Origin of the sequence: Paenibacillus ihbetae, assembly GCF_002741055.1 — a bacterium.
Classification (GTDB): Bacteria; Bacillota; Bacilli; order Paenibacillales; family Paenibacillaceae; genus Paenibacillus_AQ; species Paenibacillus_AQ ihbetae.
The window spans coordinates 6,175,721-6,191,803 of sequence record NZ_CP016809.1; the positions used below are offsets into that span (position 1 = coordinate 6,175,721).

The following is a 16,083-nucleotide window of genomic DNA, read 5'->3' on the forward strand; positions in this document are numbered from 1 at the left end:
ATTGGTAGAAATGCGAGGGACATCAAAAAAGGACAGACAGAAGGGAAGCTAACAAGACGCGCTAAAACTAGCACGTTCGTTTCTTCGATCTTCTGCTCTGTCCTTTGTACCTGAGAGTTACCCCACATCTCATGATGTTCGTCGTTATGTAGAGCTCGTGTGAGTTTCCCCGTGGGTGATTCTACACTGTAGAATGCTCTCCAGAGGTGCGTCCGGTAAAGGTCCTTTTGCCTGAGAGATTCACCGCAATCCAGCGGCTTACTCCTTCGGCGTTACCAGTCAAGCGGGGCTGACCGGTAATCTCTCCCGCTACCATCATTCGCCATATCTTGTTATGAAGTTGTTAACTTACCTGTGTCGTTCTTCTGATTATTATAAACGGCCTTCTCCATAATGTGTCAACCATTATTTCAAGCTGAGATGCGAAATATCGGGGGTTTTGCCATAATCCCGAGGGAAACGACATCCCAGCAACAGAGAAGGGGAAAACGGGCAGTTCGCTTAAATTGGTATCGGTAGTAGCTGGAATCCATTCCCCGTGTTCTGAAAATAAAATTTCTGTCAGATATCTTGACATAACGATAAGCCCTGATTTATTCTGTGGGAGAATCACCCAACCGAATAAGCGGATGACGATGGACGGGAGAGACCGCAACACAAGGCGCATGCAGCCTTTAGCGGCACCGAAGGAGCAACCCGTTAGCCCTGCCGGGATAACGAATAATCTCTCAGGTAAAAGTACCGCCATCTGACGCAGCTCTGGAGAGTGCGCAAGCCACCCAAGGGGAAAGACGGGACGATCGACCAGCGGTCCGTCATAAACTCTCAGGTACCGAGGACAGAGAGAAGGCGAAGGCCTTTTTTCGTCCTTTTTTTATATATTCACTTCATTATGATTCCAAAAGTAAAGGGTGTATCCGTAATGAGCGAAATCAGAGAGAACTTGGTGTACAGCGACGACCATGAATGGGCTTTGAAGGTGGACGGCAATGTGGTGCGCGTGGGCATTTCCGATCATGCGCAATGCCAGCTTGGCGATATCGTATTCGTTGAGCTGCCAGAGCCGGGTACTGTTGTTAGCGCCGGAGACAGCATCGGCACGATTGAATCGGTGAAAACCGTATCGGAGCTGTATTGTCCGGTTCCCGGCAAAATTACGAAGATTAACGAAGCGCTGGAGGATCAGCCGGAGCTGGTAAACGGTGAACCCTATGAAGGCGGTTGGCTCGTTGAAGTTGAGGTGGATGGCGACGTGGAGGAAGCGCTTGGGAAGCTTCTCAGTGCTGATGCGTACCGAGCGAAGGTTGATTAAATGAAGTAAGCAAGGGTCCGCATTGATGGTGGACAGAATAGTTCAAGAAAAACAGCTGCGCGTTCGTAAAGCGAGACTTACGATCGACACAGCTGTTTTTTTTATGTCACTCGAAAGCGGGACAGCCGCCTTCATCCTTTATACCTTCATCCTATGCCGATGGCGTTCCGTATCTTCGTGCCCGCAGTCGGGAGCGGATGCCCCGCCACTGCATCAGGACGATCCCGAACAGGACCAGCATGCTGCCCAGGATCGAGTATTTCGTTAGGTGTTCTCCGTACATAAGCGCCCCGAGCCCTAATGCGACCATCGGGGAAATGAAGAGCCACGTCGATGGAAAGTAAGCATTTGTTGCCTTTAGCAGCCAGGCATACAGGCTGTGCGCGAGCATGGAGCCGACAGCCATAAGATATAGGACCGAACCGGCGGCAGGCCAGGATGACAGTTGCTCCAACGTCATTTGCTCCGTGAACAACGATAACAGCAGTAATGCGGCTCCTCCGTATAGCATTTGCACCGCATTCAGGGTGATCGGCGACACATCCGACAGATCGAAGGTGAGCTTGCGCGTAGCCAGGCTGCCGACAGCGTATGCGGCTTCGCCGATGAGAATCAGGATGCAGCTTAGAATCCATATGCCCTCATGCTCCAACACCAGTTTCGGCAGGATTAGCACGCAGACACCCATGAAGCCGACGATACAGCCTATGTAGTCGCTGGGACTGCTTCCTTTTCTTAGGAACACGGCTTGGATGATCAGGATCATCATCGGCCCCGTGGCGGACAAAATGGCAGCAAGACCCGAATCGACATGCTGCTCCGCCCAGTACAGCGTGGCAAAGGTCATAAACGTGCTGGTCATCCCGATCAGCATGAATTCCTTGCGCGGGAGCAGGCGCAGACTGGCTTTACCCTTCCAATACATCCAGAGGAAGAGGAGCGCGCCTGCGAGTAAAAATCGTACCCCCGCCGAGAAGAACGGCGGAAGTCCGGCCTCGACGCCGATCTTGATGACGAGAAATGTTGTGCTGAAGATGGCGCACATTAGCAAATAGTTGAAAATAATCATGGTACCTCCTCCTTTTTGTATACTATAATAGGAAGCTAATAGAACAGATCGGCAAGAAATAGAACAGATTGTCGTACTACACAGCGATCGGAGGAGGAGTGGGTGCAGGTGCAATCGTCCCGGGAAGCAGGTTCAGGAAAGCGTACGCTTCATCAGTCGGTTTATGATGTCATCATTGAGGGGATTCAGTCCAGAAAGTGGGGGGAGCGTGAGCGGCTCCCGTCTGTCCGGCAGTTGGCCGAGGAAATGCAGGTGCACCGATTGACGGTTCTGAAAGCATACCAGCGGCTGCAGGATGAGGGCGTTGTTGTATCCAAGTACAAATCCGGTTATTTCGTAGCGCCGGCAAGCCAGGGAACGGCAGGAGTCAATCTCAAGGAACAAGCATGGATATATCCTGCCAAATCGCAGTATATCCATCGCAGCCGGTTGTCGGACATCCATCGCATCCCGGTGGATTATCAGATGTCGGAGGCGTTGATCAATCCCAATCTGCTGCCGAACGCGTTTTTATCAAACCACGTGAAGCAAGTTTTTGATATGTATCCGAGAGTCTTGAGCACGTATTCCTCGGTGAAGGGCGATCCGGAGCTGCGGGAAGAGCTAACGCAGTATTTCATGCAAAAGCAAGGCATCTCGCTGCATCCCGAGGAGCTGATGATCACGACGGGCTCGCAGCAAGCGATAGACTTGATATCCCGTGCCTTAGTGAAAAGCGGGGACACCATCTTGATCGAACGGCCGACGTACAGCCCGGCGATTGATGTGTTCGTCCAGCAAAACGTGAAGCTCGTCCCGGTGGAGATCACGCCAATGGGCTATGACCTTAACCGGCTCGAGCAGCTTATGCGGGATGAGAAGCCCTCCTTGTTCTATATGAATCCGACCTTCCAGAACCCTACGGGTTACACGGTCCCCGTGCCTCAGCGGAAGCAGTTGGTCGAGTTGGCCGAGCGCTATGCGTGCGTTCTGGTGGAGGACGAGGTATACCATGATATGTATTTCGGCGCGATGCCGCCGGCACCCATGTTTTACTATGATACCGAAGGCTACGTCATTCACATTCGCAGTTTTAGCAAATATGTTGCACCGGGGCTCCGGATATCCGTGCTTGCCGCACGACCCGAAATGATGCAGGCGATCGTTCCCGTCAAAGCGCTGTCCGATAACGGCACGCCGCTATTGACGCAAAAGATATTTCAGCAGTACTTCTTCTCCAGCCGTCTTCAGAATCATGTGGCGAAGCTGCGCACGGCACTGGAGCTGCGCAAAGAGAAAATGGAGGCGCTGCTTGCTCCGACCGGCTGGAAATGGAGCAGTCCGGGCGGGGGCTTAAATTTGTGGGTACAGCTGCCCGAGCCGTTATCCGCAGATGCGCTGCTGCAGCGATGCCTGCAAGCGTCCGTGGCCTTTGTGCCCGGCCGCATCTGCGACCCGCTTGATGCTATGGACTCGTGGATTCGGCTTAGCTATTCGTTTATCCCCGAGGACCGGATGGAGGAAGGAGTGGGGCGTTTAATTGCCGCGGCTCATCGGGAGGATATTGGATGGGGCATTTAAAATAAATAGCAGTGGAGTTCGCCCGGAGGAGCAGGAGTGGGGGAACGGCTTCTTTGCCGCATTATCGGCAGCGAACGCCGAGCATGTACTAAGCTTGCTTGCGGAAGATGCTGTCCTCATCTCGGATGGCGGAGGCGAGATCCTCGCTGCTGCCCGTCCGCTTGAATCGAGAGAGAAGGTTGCCCGCTTCCTGTTGGGGATTCTGCACAACGCGCAGCTGGAGGATGGCGGGACGCCGTTAATCGAGATCAGGGAACTGAATGGTCAAACCGGTGTCGTTTTCTATCAGCAAGGCATTATAACAGGAGTTGTTTTTGTGAATATGAAGGATGGGTTCATGAAGGAAGGATGGACCTGGATTCGCTTTCCATATTGCCGGGTAATAGTTGTCGATGCCTAGTTATTCTGCTGCCTGCGTGTAAGAAGGTGCTCAAGTGCGGCGGCAGAATCGCACCAACTTCAAACCAGGAGGTTCGTGACGCATGAAGGATTCCAATTCGAACAACAGCAGCAAGAAGACGATCAAGGACCAGCAGCTGGATCAGTTCACGGTGGATAATGACGGCAAGGACTTGACTACCAACCAGGGACTTCGGGTATCCGAGGATGAGCATTCGCTGAAAGCGGGCGTACGAGGACCGACCCTCATGGAGGATTTCCACTTCAGGGAGAAAATGACCCATTTTGACCATGAACGGATTCCTGAACGCATCGTCCACGCGCGAGGCTTCGGAGCTCATGGTTTTTTTCAGGTGTACGAATCCATGAAGGCTTTTACCAGAGCGAAGTTCTTGCAGGATCCGTCAACGGTTACGCCGGTGTTCGTCCGTTTCTCAACGGTTGCAGGCTCCAGAGGCTCTGCGGATACGGTCAGGGATGTGAGGGGCTTTGCGACCAAGTTTTATACGGAGGAGGGCAATTACGACCTTGTCGGCAACAATATGCCGGTGTTCTTCATTCAGGATGCAATGAAGTTTCCTGATTTCGTCCATGCCGTGAAGCCGGAGCCGCACAACGAAATTCCGCAGGCCCAGTCCGCGCATGATACATTTTGGGATTTCGTGGCCAATAATACCGAGAGCGTGCATATGGTGATGTGGGCAATGTCCGACCGTGCGCTGCCGAGAAGCTACCGGATGATGGAGGGCTTCGGTGTACATACGTTCCGGTTTGTGAATGAGCAAGGCAGAGCCCATTTTGTGAAATTCCACTGGAAGCCGGTGCTTGGCACCCATTCCTTAGTTTGGGATGAGACGCAGAAGCTTGCGGGAAAGGATCCGGATTTCAACCGCCGCGATCTGTGGGAAGCGATTGAATCGGGGAATTATCCGGAGTATGAGCTTGGTGTGCAGATGATTCCGGAGGAAGATGAATTCCGCTTTGACTTCGACATTCTGGATCCTACGAAAATATGGCCGGAGGAGCTCGTCCCGGTGCGGCTTATCGGAAAAATGACGCTGAACCGCAATACCAATAATTTCTTCGCCGAGACCGAGCAAATCGCCTTCCATCCCGGACATGTCGTGCCGGGGATTGATTTCACCAACGACCCGCTGCTGCAAGGCCGGCTGTTCTCCTATACGGATACGCAGCTGTCCCGTCTCGGCGGACCGAACTTTCACGAGATTCCGATCAATCGTCCGATTGCGCCGGTCCACAATAACCAGCGGGACGGCATGCATCGCATGACGATCAACAAAGGTCCGGTCAGCTATCACAAGAACGGAATCGCAGGGAATACGCCGGCACCGGTGCCGGGTGAGTACGGAGGTTATGAACATTATACCGAAAAGGTAGAGGGCCGAAAGGTGAGAGAGCGAAGCGACAGCTTCAAGGATCATTTCAGCCAGGCGTCCATGTTCTGGAACAGCATGTCCGAAGTCGAGAAGCAGCATATCGTCTCCGCGTTCCAGTTCGAGCTGGGCAAGGTGCAGCGGAAGGAAATTCGCCAGCAGGTTGTCGACGTGTTCGCGAACGTGGACGGTGAGCTCGCCACCCGCATATCGGAAGGCATCGGCACGATTCCGCCGCAAAAAAGCGGTTCCGCATCCAGCTTGGTCTCACCAGCCCTGAGCATGATGAATACCGTGAAGCTACCGCTTACCCGTAAAGTTGCCGTGTTGGCCGGCAACGGATATTCGGACGAGCTGCCGTTCGTCCTTACCCAACTGCAGCAGGCCGGTGTCATAACGGAGATCGTAAGCGCCAAGCTTGGCATAATTCGCGGCAAGACCAGCGGCGAGCTTGAAGTGAAGCATTCCCTGCTCGGAGCCGATTCGGTCTTATTTGACGCGGTGCTCGTAGCGGGAGGGACACTCAGTGTATCCGAGCTTCTGAGCGAGCCAAAGGTACTTGACTTCGTAAGAGAGGCCTATCAGCATTACAAGCCGATTGCAGCGATCGACGAGGGCGTCAATTTACTGCCTTCGGCCAGCGGCGACGGTATCGTTACAGCCCGCGAGGGCGACGATTTGAAATCCTTCGGGCAAAGTTTCATCGGAGCCATTGCAGCTCACCGGCATTGGTTAAGAACCGTGTAAAGGGCTGGCTGAAGATGCAATCCGCTAATTGGTTAGGCATCGTTTAGAGTAAAAGCTTAAACGATAATTAGGTATCGCGCGAACCCGGAACACCCTGTAGAATACAAGGTATATATCCGTGACGGGGGAGTGAGGTGCCTTGCTTGGCGAACAATATTTGATGCTGCATCGGAAGCTGGCTGACGGGGCGGAGGGCACTTCGACGAAAGTGACACTTGAAGTGATCGCAGCCACCTTGTATTGCACGGAACGTAATGCGAAGCTTGTCCTGCGTAAAATGGAGGAGAAGGCTTGGATAACCTGGAAGGCAGGCCGGGGACGGGGAAACCGTTCCGTACTGACGTTTCTGGCCAATCGGGAGCAGCTTCTGCAGGAATCGGCGCGGCAATGGGCGGAGAAGGGGGAGTATAAGCGGGCGTTTGAGCTGCTCCGGACGTATGGAAACGATATTCGCACAAATGAGTCGTTTGTGGAATGGATGAACGGTCATTTCGGATTTTGCAAAGAGCAGGAAGGTGAACAGGCCAAGGATTCCTTACGTCTTCCGATCTACAGGACTATTGAGTCGCTGGACCCGGCCGATTGCGTATACAGCGTTCAGTCCCATATGATTGAACAAATCTTCGACAGGCTGGTGAACTACGACAACGAAACCGGCCGTTATCTGCCGGCCATCGCCCATTACTGGGAGTGCAGCGATGACGGAACGGTATGGACCTTCCATCTTCGAAAAGGGATTCTGTTTCATGACGGCACCGAATTGACCGCACATGATGTCAAATATACGGTCGAACGGCTTCGACAAGGAAAACGCAACGGCTGGATCGTTCGTGAGCTGAATCAGGTCGAAATCGTCACGCCGCGCATTGTACGATTTTGGCTGAACAAACCGAATCGGATCTTTATCCGGTTCCTCAGCGCGATCTGTATGTCCATTCTTCCGAGGCACCTGGCCGAACCGGACGAAGCTTCGTATTGGGCCCGCCCGACGGGCACAGGTCCGTTCATCATCGAGACCTGGAACGAAGAACGATTGGTCCTCCACGCCAATCCGCATTACTATCAAGGTCGTCCCCATTTGGACACCGTGCACATTGTCATCATGCCGGAGCAAGCAATGCATTATGAGGTCAGCTGGGAGAATCTGCTTCAGGATGAAGATGCATCGCAGGCCGATAACGGAATCGGCGACGTGGTGACGGTGGAGACCACCGAAGGGTGCACGAGCATGATGACATGGAATATGACAAAACCAGGTCCGTATCAATCCGTGTTGTTCCGGCGTGCCGTAGATCTGGTCCTTGATCGCAAAGCCTTGGTCCGGGAGCTCGGCGAACACCGTCTGTTTCCGGCCAGAAGCTTTATCCGGGATAAGAAGACAAGTGAATACCAGGAGCTGTGCGACCCGGTGCTTGCACAATCCTTGCTGGAACAGTCAGGCTATGATGGAATGCCGATTGTCTTGGGCACGATCGCGAATCATGCCAAGGACGCAGCATGGATCAAGGAACGCTGCGCCGAAATCGGAATACCGGTCATCATCCGCGAAGAGCGGATGGATACGATTCTTCGCCCGGATGTAATGAAAGAGATGGATTGCATTGTGCATGCGCTGGTGCTGCCCGGCGAAGAAGTGTGCCTGGTTGAAAACTATGAGCAGAACAGCAGCTTTGTGAAAGAGCTCATGGATCCGGCGCTCAGGGAATGGGTCAGGGCGTGCATTGATTGCGCCTTAGCGAGCCGGGATGCCAAAGAGAGATTCGGCCATTTGAAGAAAATCGAAGATCGGATGCGGGAGGAAGCGCAAATTCTATTCCTTGCACATACGAGGTTTTATGCCCATTTGAATGCTTCCTATAAGGGGATTGTCATTAACCGGCTAGGTTGGCTCGACTTCAGGCAAATTTGGCGGGTATAAATGAAAAACAGAGCAGGCAGCGGTAAATCCGCACCTGCTCTGTTTCGCATCAGAGGAATTTTTGGCTTGATCGAGATCTCCCCATTCCAAATAAGCCGAAAAGTTTATGAAGAAGGCTTCGTTTGCCCGCCAGGAAATGTTTCTCCAAAGAATCATGTTGAATAAATAAGCCTCTGCGTTCAAGCCGTTCCCATTCCGATTGCCGATATTCCTGCAGCTTCTCCAGCGTGTAGCCATCGTACATCACTATTGCCTCCTGTCAGACATTCTGGATTACGTCTGAATGAATGAACGTGGAATGTCGTGTTACGTTCATTATGGAGGCCATTCATATCCGTAAAAAGTGTAAACCTCATCAAGAGGATTTCCCCTTTTCACTTACGCAGCTGTTCCTCACTTTTAAACCTCGATTTCCTTGTGGATGATCGTTGAGTTCTCGATTTGTATCGTTGCATGGTCCATATGGAATTGCTTCCCCAGCAGATAAATGGCCTGCTGCAAAACCCTGTACCCGTCCTTATCATCCTCTATGACCAAGTGGCAGCTGAGGGAATCCATGCTGGACGTAATCGTCCAGATATGAAGATCATGAATGCCTACAACGCCTTCAAGGGAAAGCAGCGCCTTCGACACCTCTTCGGTATCTACTCCGGCGGGGGCGCCTTCCATCAGGATATGAACGGTGCTCTGAATGATTCGCCATGCGCTCCGCAGAATGAGCAGAGACACGAAGACGGATATGATCGGATCAGCGATATACCATTCGAAGGCAATCATGACGATACCGGCAGCAATGGCGCCGATCGAACCCAGAGCATCCCCGAGCACATGAAGATAGGCGCTGCGAAGATTCACATTATTCTTGACATCCCCGGTTCTCATCAAGAACCAAGCGCTCATAAGGTTAGCAAACAGACCGATGAAGGCAATCAGCATCATGCTGCCGCCGGCAACGGCAGGAGGCTCGCTGAAGCGCTGTATCGCTTCCCAGACAATAATCCCCGTGATTACAAACAAAGCGACGCCGTTTAACAGGGCTGCCAAAATTTCAAAGCGGTAAAAGCCGTAGGTCTTCTTCGGTGAAGGCGGCCTGGTCGCGAACCACATTGCCGCGAGGCTTAACAGCAGTGCGCTTGCATCGCTCAGCATATGGCCGGAATCCGAAAGCAATGCAAGGCTATTGGTGATAAGACCGCCGGCAAATTCAAGAATCATGATGCCGAGTGTAATGGTGAGCGCAATGCCCAAGCCTTTCTTGTTCCCAGAACGGACATGATCATGGTGGCTGTGGTCATGTCCGTGATCATGAGTATGGTGATGGCTATGATGATGCATGATAATGAGCTCCCTTCGTACGCCTCAAGTCTGCAGGCAAAGCGCTCAAGTAAAAAATCGAATGCTAGCGGTTTGGACTTTGAGGCAATGGTTATCTTGTTAATCGAATATGAACATATGCTCATATAAAAGTATAATTTTGCAGCATCGCCTTTGTCAAGTCTTTCCTTTCTTGCGGCTCATTTTTAGTGAAAAGCATATTCTGTAGCCCAAATATCTAGTATGCTTAAGCATGAACAGGCGAGTAGTAAGCGGATGAGGTTTGAAACTTTTCGTTAAAGCCCGATAGGGGAAGGGGATACCGGTATTTATGCAGCAGAATAAAAAATCTCTAAATGAATCTTATAGCAAGACTGCTTATCCGTTAATCGGACATGGTGCCCGGACAGCTGAGGTTTTGCTGGAGGCATTCGACGATGTCGACGGCGGACAATCGGCAGACATGTATGGCCGCGGGGCGATTATCGAAGACTTCCAGAGCCGAATGGCTGAGGCGCTCGGCAAGGAGGCGGCCGTGTTCTTCCCGAGCGGGACGATGGCGCAGCAGATTGCGCTTCGGATCTGGTGTGATGAAGCAGGATTAAAGAAGGTGGCCTATCATCCTCTGTGTCATCTGGAAATCCATGAAGAGGACGGCCTTAAGGAGCTACATCATATTGAGCCGATCCTTCTAGCGGATAAAGACCGCTTGATTACGCTTGAGGATGTCCAGCGTCTGGATGAACGGATATCATGCCTGCTGCTGGAACTGCCGCAGCGGGAGATCGGCGGGCAGCTTCCTGATTACGGGGAGCTGGAAGCGATATCGGCTTTTTGCCGCGCTAACGGGATTAAGCTGCATTTGGATGGAGCAAGACTGTTTGAAATTACACCGTACTACGGAAAGTCCGCTGCAGAAATCTGCGCTCTTTTTGACAGTGTGTATGTTTCGTTTTACAAGGGCATCGGCGGGATTGCCGGGGCTATTCTGGCGGGAAATGCGGAGTTTACGGCGAAATCGAAAATATGGAAACGGAGGCATGGTGGAGATCTGGTCAGCTTGTATCCGTACATCGTTAGCTCGGATTATTATTACAAACTCAGAATCGGACGAATGAAGCAGTATTATGAGGAGGCCAAGGAACTGGCCATGCTGTTCAACCAGTGCGAAGGGATTCAGACCCGGCCCGAAATTCCAGTATCGAACATGTTTCATGTCCACTTTCGGATGAGTATGGAGCGGCTGGAGCCGCTTTTGGTCGACGTGCTTGACGAAACCGGGGTTGGGTTGGTCAGTTATTTGCGTGAAACAGACGATCATAGCTGTTTTACCGAGGTGCATATCGGGGACCGTTACAGCCAGGTGCCGAAAGAAGACTTGATGATGGCTTTCCGTCTGCTGGATGAGAAAATTAAGCGTGCTGCATTGGTTTAACCAAACTACACGAGTTGAAGGATGATTGATTTTCATGGTTTTGTCGACGACGAGCATGCTGTTAGAATAAGAGCATTGCGCAATCGTTATATTTGATTCCATTAACGCGAGGTGAATAATCGCATGGCTTATCATAGAAGCACCACCGTTCAGAAGGTTAAAACAGGCTCCGGGCAAAGCAGCACAGCAAGGAAACTACGAACACAGACGGTTTGTTCGGAGCCTGCTTCGAGTTAAGGCGTCATTGTTACTTGTGCATGCTTTGCCCGCTATTTACATGAGGTTTCGGCAAAACGGACCATTCCAATGTAGATAGGGGCGGCAAATATGAAATATGAAAATGCACAGCATCTTTTGCCTGAACATGTGATCGAGATAATTCAACAGTATATAGATGGCGGTTATATTTACATCCCCAGAAAGGCCGGCCGCCGTGCAAGCTGGGGAGAGCGGACAGGGGCCAAAGCGGAATTAACCCGCAGGAACCGGGAGATCTATGATAGCTACCGCCGAGGAGAATCCATCCGTCAGCTGGCGCAGCGGCATTATCTTACGGAGCAATCCATCCGGAGGATCATCCGGCAGCACAAGCTGAAACGTTAAAGTGAGGCGATATTTGACGCGGTCAGCGCGATCGTTCAAATATCGCTTTTTTTATGGGGTGATCCTTTTCGAATCCGAATCGTTCTTGAACTTGAGCTGCATCGCGGAGCGCGATAAATTTAGAGGAACACGGAAGAAAACAGGGAGTGATCATGATGACCCAAAACATTTATGATAACGAGGAGTTCTTTCAAGGCTACACTCAATTGAATCGTTCCATCCAGGGGCTAGGCGGCGCACCGGAATGGGCGGCGCTTCGGTCGCTCCTGCCCGACATGAAGGGGACCCATGTGCTTGATCTAGGCTGCGGCTTCGGCTGGTTCAGCCGTTGGGCTATGGAGCAAGGTGCCGTAAGCGTCTTAGGAATCGACGTGTCTGCCAAAATGCTTGCAAGGGCCAAGAATGAAACGCAGGACCCGCAAATTTCATACGTCCAGGCGGATCTGGAAACGGTTGAGCTGGAGCGGGCGAAATATGATCTGGTATATAGCTCGCTTGCTTTTCATTATATCGAGAATCTAGAGCGGCTCTTCAAGCAGGCGCATGGTTCGCTTAAGCCTGGCGGCCGTTTGGTATGCTCGATCGAGCATCCGATTTATACGGCATCGCAAGGAGCTGGATGGATCCATCATCCGGACGGCCACAAGACATGGCCTGTCGATCATTATCAATACGAGGGACCTCGAACCACGAATTGGTTGGCGGAAGACGTCATTAAGCAGCATCGGACGATCGGAACGTATCTGAATCTTTTGATCGGAACTGGCTTTTCGATTTCCCATGTAGAGGATTGGGGACCGTCGGATGAACAGCTGGCCGTTCACCCGGAATGGGAGGAGGAGCGCCACCGGCCGATGTTTCTGTTGATTTCGGCTGCGCGTTAAGCAGCATTACAGGTTGCAAGGTCGTTTACCAGCATGAGGAAATCGGTTATTATAGAGATTAAACCTAATGTGAGAAAAGGCAGAAAGTGAGGGGATGGCCATCATGGAGATCACCATCAAGAGATTGGACAGCATGGAACTCAAAAATGCCTGGCAGCAAGCGTTCGCGCAGCATCAAATACATCGTCCGGAGGCATATTACGATCGGTGCGACCTCGAGAACCGGACCGGAAAGCGCGTAACGCTGCTGGCGTTGGCGGACGGAGAGCTGGCCGGCGTCTCCCATTTGAAATATGAGTCGGATTATCCGTTTTTTCGCGAAAACGGCATCCCGGAAATTAACGATTTGAACGTATTTCCGGAGTACCAAAGGCAAGGCATTGCCAATCGGATCATCGAAGAGTTTGAACACATCGCCCGTGAAACGACGCATCGCATCGGCATCGGTGTCGGACTGTACAAGGATTACGGAGCCGCGCAGCGGATATACTGCCGTAGAGGCTACATACCGGATGGACACGGCGTCATGTACCATAATGTCCCGGTAGTACCCGGAGAGATGGTTCGTGCCGATGACGACCTGGTGTTGTATCTCGTGAAAGAACTGGCAATCATTTGAAAGAGGGAACGGATGCTCAGGAGATGATCCAACGATGAAGCAAGCATGTATCAATCGAAGCGTGATCGGAATGGTTATCTTGTCTGCGCGAACCGGGAAGCGCTGACGGCGATCATGATCCACTTGATTCTAATGGCGGCCGATTGGATCCATGCCGTGTTGTTAGTAAAATATCGCAGGATTTCCCATCGATGAAGCTCTCGGTATGGGTGAATGGCTGTTGGTGCAATCGCGCCGGCAGCCTTTTTTAGCTGCGAAAAACAGGGAACAGCGATACCTGAGAACCATGACGACTGGCACATCGCAGAACTTGTTTTTAATTTCTATCAGAATAATTGAGGAATGAGAGAAACTTTTTTACCAATATTTGCGTCTAATAGTATGGACATCTTTCATTATAAACAAAATAGGATTAGAAGGAGCTTAGGAATGAAACTGAAGAAACGATCACTGCTTGCTGTGCTCGCTGTAGCTCAACTTGCTGCGGCATATCCGGCGAGTGCGGATGCAAGTGTCCCGGAAGACAAGACGGGAACAGTGACCCAGGAAGTGTACGAACAGACAGCAACGAACAAGAGCGCCGAAACGAAGGGGACCTCGCAAACTACTTCTCAAACGGACGCTGCTTCGACAGAGACAGTAACAGGGGAAGTTACGGATGAGCAAGATGGGACGACCGATCCGGCAGCAGAAGGCACGGGCGGCGTACAAGAGCCGACTGTTCCTGGCGAAGCCCAGGATAATCAGAACGATCCAAACAACTCAAATAACTCCAATAACTCCAATAACCAGACAAGCGCTGGCGGCAAAGAACTTATTCTTTATTTCAACAGCACCAAGATGATTCAAGACGGCGTCACCTACAATGCGCCACAGCCGATGCAAGTGAAGAAGGGCATATCCTATGTTCCCATTCGCGCCCTTGTAGACCGGGTCGGCTTCAAGGTCTCTTATGACAAGAAAACGAAGGAGACCGTTATCACCAAAGGAAGCAACGAGCTCCGATTCAAAACCAACAGCAGCAAATACACCGTCAACGGGGTATCCAAGAACATGAAAGGCACTTCTTATCAGACGAACGGCACCTTCATGGTTCCGCTGACAGCCATCACGCAGGCATTAGAGATTCCGTATTCCGTTGATAATGCGGGCAAGCGCGTGATTATGAATTTGCAGACCAAGCCGGTAGCCAAATTCACCGTAGGTCCGAAAGAGATTTTGGCAGGACAAACGACCGTTACATACACCACAGAGGTTGAAAACGCCCAGGGCGAGATTATTAATGAGCGCTGGGAAGGAAGACAGGACATATTCGATACGCCGGGAGAGTACACCGTTACTTATGCCGTTCAGGATTCTACCGGAACCTGGAGTGATCCTTACAGCGTGAAAATTACTGTCGTTCAGCCTAACCAGCCGCCTGTCGCCATGTTCGATACCGATAAGGGCGAATATAAGATGGGTGAACTGGTCACGATCATCGATCAGAGCTATGACGACATAGACAAGAACGAGCAATTGACGTACAAATGGGAAAACAAGCAGTATGCATACTTTACTCCGGGAGTTCATACGATCCGGCTGACCGTAACGGACAGAAAGGGGCTCAGCTCCTCTTACGAGCATACGATCAATATTACGGACGAAACCTTGTATGTAGAAGAAGACTTCAATAAACTCTTTATTCCGGAAGGCGAGAAATTCACTTTCACGGGGTCGGTGACGTCCAGGGATAAAATCAATTACGAGTTCTATGACGAACCAAGCACGTTGATTCGCAGCAACAGCCCGGAGACCGTCAACAGCGAGGGCATTGTATATCGGGAAACGGCATCTGGAGATATGCGGTTTATGATCCATCATGTGAACAACTTGAATAAGAACGTCAAAATGTACGTCGTGGCAACGAACAAAAACAGCACGCCGGTAACGCTTCGTCAGGATTATCTTGGTTTCGCGGGACCTTCCCCGATCGCAACGGCGGCAGGGAAGAAATCGGTGCTGAATTATTTCCAATCGATGCAGGATGGCTCCAAGCAAATGTCGGTAACACTTGCACCGGGCGAGAAGAAGCTGGTGATGACCGAGCTTAGCGCCGTGCGGATGAAGCAGGGGCATGTCATCTCTTTATACTCGGATATGTACAGCGATTTGCCGCTTCAATTTGACGTCATCATGATCGACGAGAAATCCGACCCGCTGAAGGTTCTGCCGGAACTGCCGATCTTGAACCGAGACGGTGTGCATAACCGTGGGACGTATCCGGACTCCACCCGCATCATCCGTTATTCCGAGCTTGTGGGGGCAGATCCTCAGCGATTGGTATTAGGGGATAATATGGATGATCCGAACCTTCAAGGAACGGATCCGATGGTCGGAGATACTACCTCGAATACGGGCAATTTTGGCGTCCTGTACAAAATTACGCTGGACCGCGTTGCGCCGAATACGCTGATTTCGTTTAACCCGCGCGGCGGAAAGTATTCAGGCTATGCGATGGTTAACGGAACGATTACGCCGATCTACTCGTTAGGCCAGGTATCCCCTGGGGAACAATCGGTTCTATACCGGACCGGCGACTATGAACAGCAGGTTGACATTATTCTGACCGCGGCCCCAGGCAGCAATCTGCCGGTGAATCTGTTATTTACCCAGATGCCGGAATTAAAGCAATAATGGATGGGTATCATCTATGAAATGATAAAAGACTCCACTCTTACGGCTTCGGCTTAAGGAGTGGGGTCTTTTATTTAGGAGCGAGGATTGAATAAAAGGGTATACACCTTTAATCGGGTGGGACAGCACGTACCTGTCTCGATTTACGCATAT

General features: G+C 51.5%; 13 protein-coding genes and 3 riboswitches. Of the genes, 11 read left to right on the forward strand and 2 right to left on the reverse strand.

Going from position 1 to position 16,083, the window contains the following annotated elements; genetic code table 11:
* Nucleotides 1-95: 95 nt before the first annotated feature.
* A riboswitch (glycine riboswitch) is annotated at nt 96-206 on the reverse strand.
* Nucleotides 207-209: 3 nt separating this feature from the next.
* Nucleotides 210-319, reverse strand: a riboswitch (glycine riboswitch).
* Between the two features lie 310 nt (nt 320-629).
* Nucleotides 630-754, forward strand: a riboswitch (glycine riboswitch).
* A gap of 168 nt (nt 755-922) precedes the next feature.
* On the forward strand, nt 923-1,312 hold the full coding sequence (gene gcvH, locus BBD41_RS27715; RefSeq protein ID WP_077566647.1) for a glycine cleavage system protein GcvH: 390 nt from the start codon (nt 923-925) through the stop codon (nt 1,310-1,312).
* Between the two features lie 151 nt (nt 1,313-1,463).
* Here the strand turns inward: gcvH and BBD41_RS27720 are convergent, their stop codons facing one another.
* The gene (locus tag BBD41_RS27720; protein WP_099479889.1) at nt 1,464-2,381 is read right to left on the reverse strand and encodes a DMT family transporter; all 918 of its coding nucleotides are present in this window, start codon (nt 2,379-2,381) and stop codon (nt 1,464-1,466) included.
* Between the two features lie 108 nt (nt 2,382-2,489).
* Here BBD41_RS27720 and BBD41_RS27725 point away from each other — a divergent pair, with 108 nt between their 5' ends.
* From BBD41_RS27725 to BBD41_RS27740, 4 genes are all read left to right on the forward strand, one after another.
* A complete protein-coding gene (locus BBD41_RS27725) occupies nt 2,490-3,941 on the forward strand; it encodes an aminotransferase-like domain-containing protein (RefSeq protein WP_077569003.1) in 1,452 nt (483 codons plus the stop codon).
* Nucleotides 3,901-4,341, forward strand: coding sequence for a sigma-70 family RNA polymerase sigma factor family protein (locus BBD41_RS27730; protein WP_189636036.1), 441 nt, complete (start codon nt 3,901-3,903; stop codon nt 4,339-4,341). The genes BBD41_RS27725 and BBD41_RS27730 overlap by 41 nt, the downstream gene beginning before the upstream one ends.
* 82 nt (nt 4,342-4,423) lie before the next feature.
* Nucleotides 4,424-6,481, forward strand: a complete 2,058-nt coding sequence (locus BBD41_RS27735; RefSeq protein ID WP_099479892.1) for a catalase — start codon at nt 4,424-4,426, stop codon at nt 6,479-6,481.
* A 139-nt stretch (nt 6,482-6,620) separates the two neighbouring features.
* On the forward strand, nt 6,621-8,399 hold the full coding sequence (locus BBD41_RS27740; RefSeq protein ID WP_099479894.1) for an ABC transporter substrate-binding protein: 1,779 nt from the start codon (nt 6,621-6,623) through the stop codon (nt 8,397-8,399).
* A 399-nt stretch (nt 8,400-8,798) separates the two neighbouring features.
* Here BBD41_RS27740 and BBD41_RS27750 read toward each other — a convergent pair whose 3' ends face one another.
* Entirely contained in the window at nt 8,799-9,734 is a 936-nt protein-coding gene (locus tag BBD41_RS27750; RefSeq protein WP_099479898.1) for a cation diffusion facilitator family transporter, read from the reverse strand.
* 310 nt (nt 9,735-10,044) lie between these two features.
* On the opposite strand from BBD41_RS27750, the gene BBD41_RS27755 reads away from it, so the two are divergent.
* The 6 genes from BBD41_RS27755 to BBD41_RS27775 all read left to right on the forward strand — a co-directional run bounded on the left by BBD41_RS27755 (nt 10,045) and on the right by BBD41_RS27775 (nt 15,930).
* On the forward strand, nt 10,045-11,148 hold the full coding sequence (locus tag BBD41_RS27755) for a threonine aldolase family protein (RefSeq protein WP_077566641.1): 1,104 nt from the start codon (nt 10,045-10,047) through the stop codon (nt 11,146-11,148).
* Between the two features lie 327 nt (nt 11,149-11,475).
* Entirely contained in the window at nt 11,476-11,751 is a 276-nt protein-coding gene (locus BBD41_RS27760; RefSeq protein ID WP_077566640.1) for a CD3324 family protein, read from the forward strand.
* Nucleotides 11,752-11,906: 155 nt separating this feature from the next.
* Nucleotides 11,907-12,635, forward strand: coding sequence for a class I SAM-dependent methyltransferase (locus BBD41_RS27765; protein ID WP_099479900.1), 729 nt, complete (start codon nt 11,907-11,909; stop codon nt 12,633-12,635).
* A 103-nt stretch (nt 12,636-12,738) separates the two neighbouring features.
* The gene (locus BBD41_RS27770; RefSeq protein WP_077566638.1) at nt 12,739-13,254 is read left to right on the forward strand and encodes a GNAT family N-acetyltransferase; all 516 of its coding nucleotides are present in this window, start codon (nt 12,739-12,741) and stop codon (nt 13,252-13,254) included.
* Between the two features lie 45 nt (nt 13,255-13,299).
* Nucleotides 13,300-13,449, forward strand: coding sequence for a hypothetical protein (locus tag BBD41_RS29885; RefSeq protein WP_157929344.1), 150 nt, complete (start codon nt 13,300-13,302; stop codon nt 13,447-13,449).
* Nucleotides 13,450-13,683: 234 nt separating this feature from the next.
* On the forward strand, nt 13,684-15,930 hold the full coding sequence (locus BBD41_RS27775) for a stalk domain-containing protein (protein WP_077566637.1): 2,247 nt from the start codon (nt 13,684-13,686) through the stop codon (nt 15,928-15,930).
* The last annotated feature ends 153 nt before the right edge of the window (nt 15,931-16,083 follow it).

Bases quoted from the DNA above. Each gene is read 5' to 3' on its own strand.
- BBD41_RS29885 (WP_157929344.1), top strand. From the start codon at position 13,300: ATGTATCAATCGAAGCGTGATCGGAATGGTTATCTTGTCTGCGCGAAC.
- gcvH (WP_077566647.1), top strand. From the start codon at position 923: ATGAGCGAAATCAGAGAGAACTTGGTGTACAGCGACGACCATGAATGG.
- BBD41_RS27755 (WP_077566641.1), top strand. From the start codon at position 10,045: ATGCAGCAGAATAAAAAATCTCTAAATGAATCTTATAGCAAGACTGCT.
- BBD41_RS27765 (WP_099479900.1), top strand. From the start codon at position 11,907: ATGACCCAAAACATTTATGATAACGAGGAGTTCTTTCAAGGCTACACT.
- BBD41_RS27775 (WP_077566637.1), top strand. From the start codon at position 13,684: ATGAAACTGAAGAAACGATCACTGCTTGCTGTGCTCGCTGTAGCTCAA.
- BBD41_RS27720 (WP_099479889.1), bottom strand. From the start codon at position 2,381: ATGATTATTTTCAACTATTTGCTAATGTGCGCCATCTTCAGCACAACA.
- BBD41_RS27750 (WP_099479898.1), bottom strand. From the start codon at position 9,734: ATGCATCATCATAGCCATCACCATACTCATGATCACGGACATGACCAC.
- BBD41_RS27760 (WP_077566640.1), top strand. From the start codon at position 11,476: ATGAAATATGAAAATGCACAGCATCTTTTGCCTGAACATGTGATCGAG.
- BBD41_RS27770 (WP_077566638.1), top strand. From the start codon at position 12,739: ATGGAGATCACCATCAAGAGATTGGACAGCATGGAACTCAAAAATGCC.
- BBD41_RS27735 (WP_099479892.1), top strand. From the start codon at position 4,424: ATGAAGGATTCCAATTCGAACAACAGCAGCAAGAAGACGATCAAGGAC.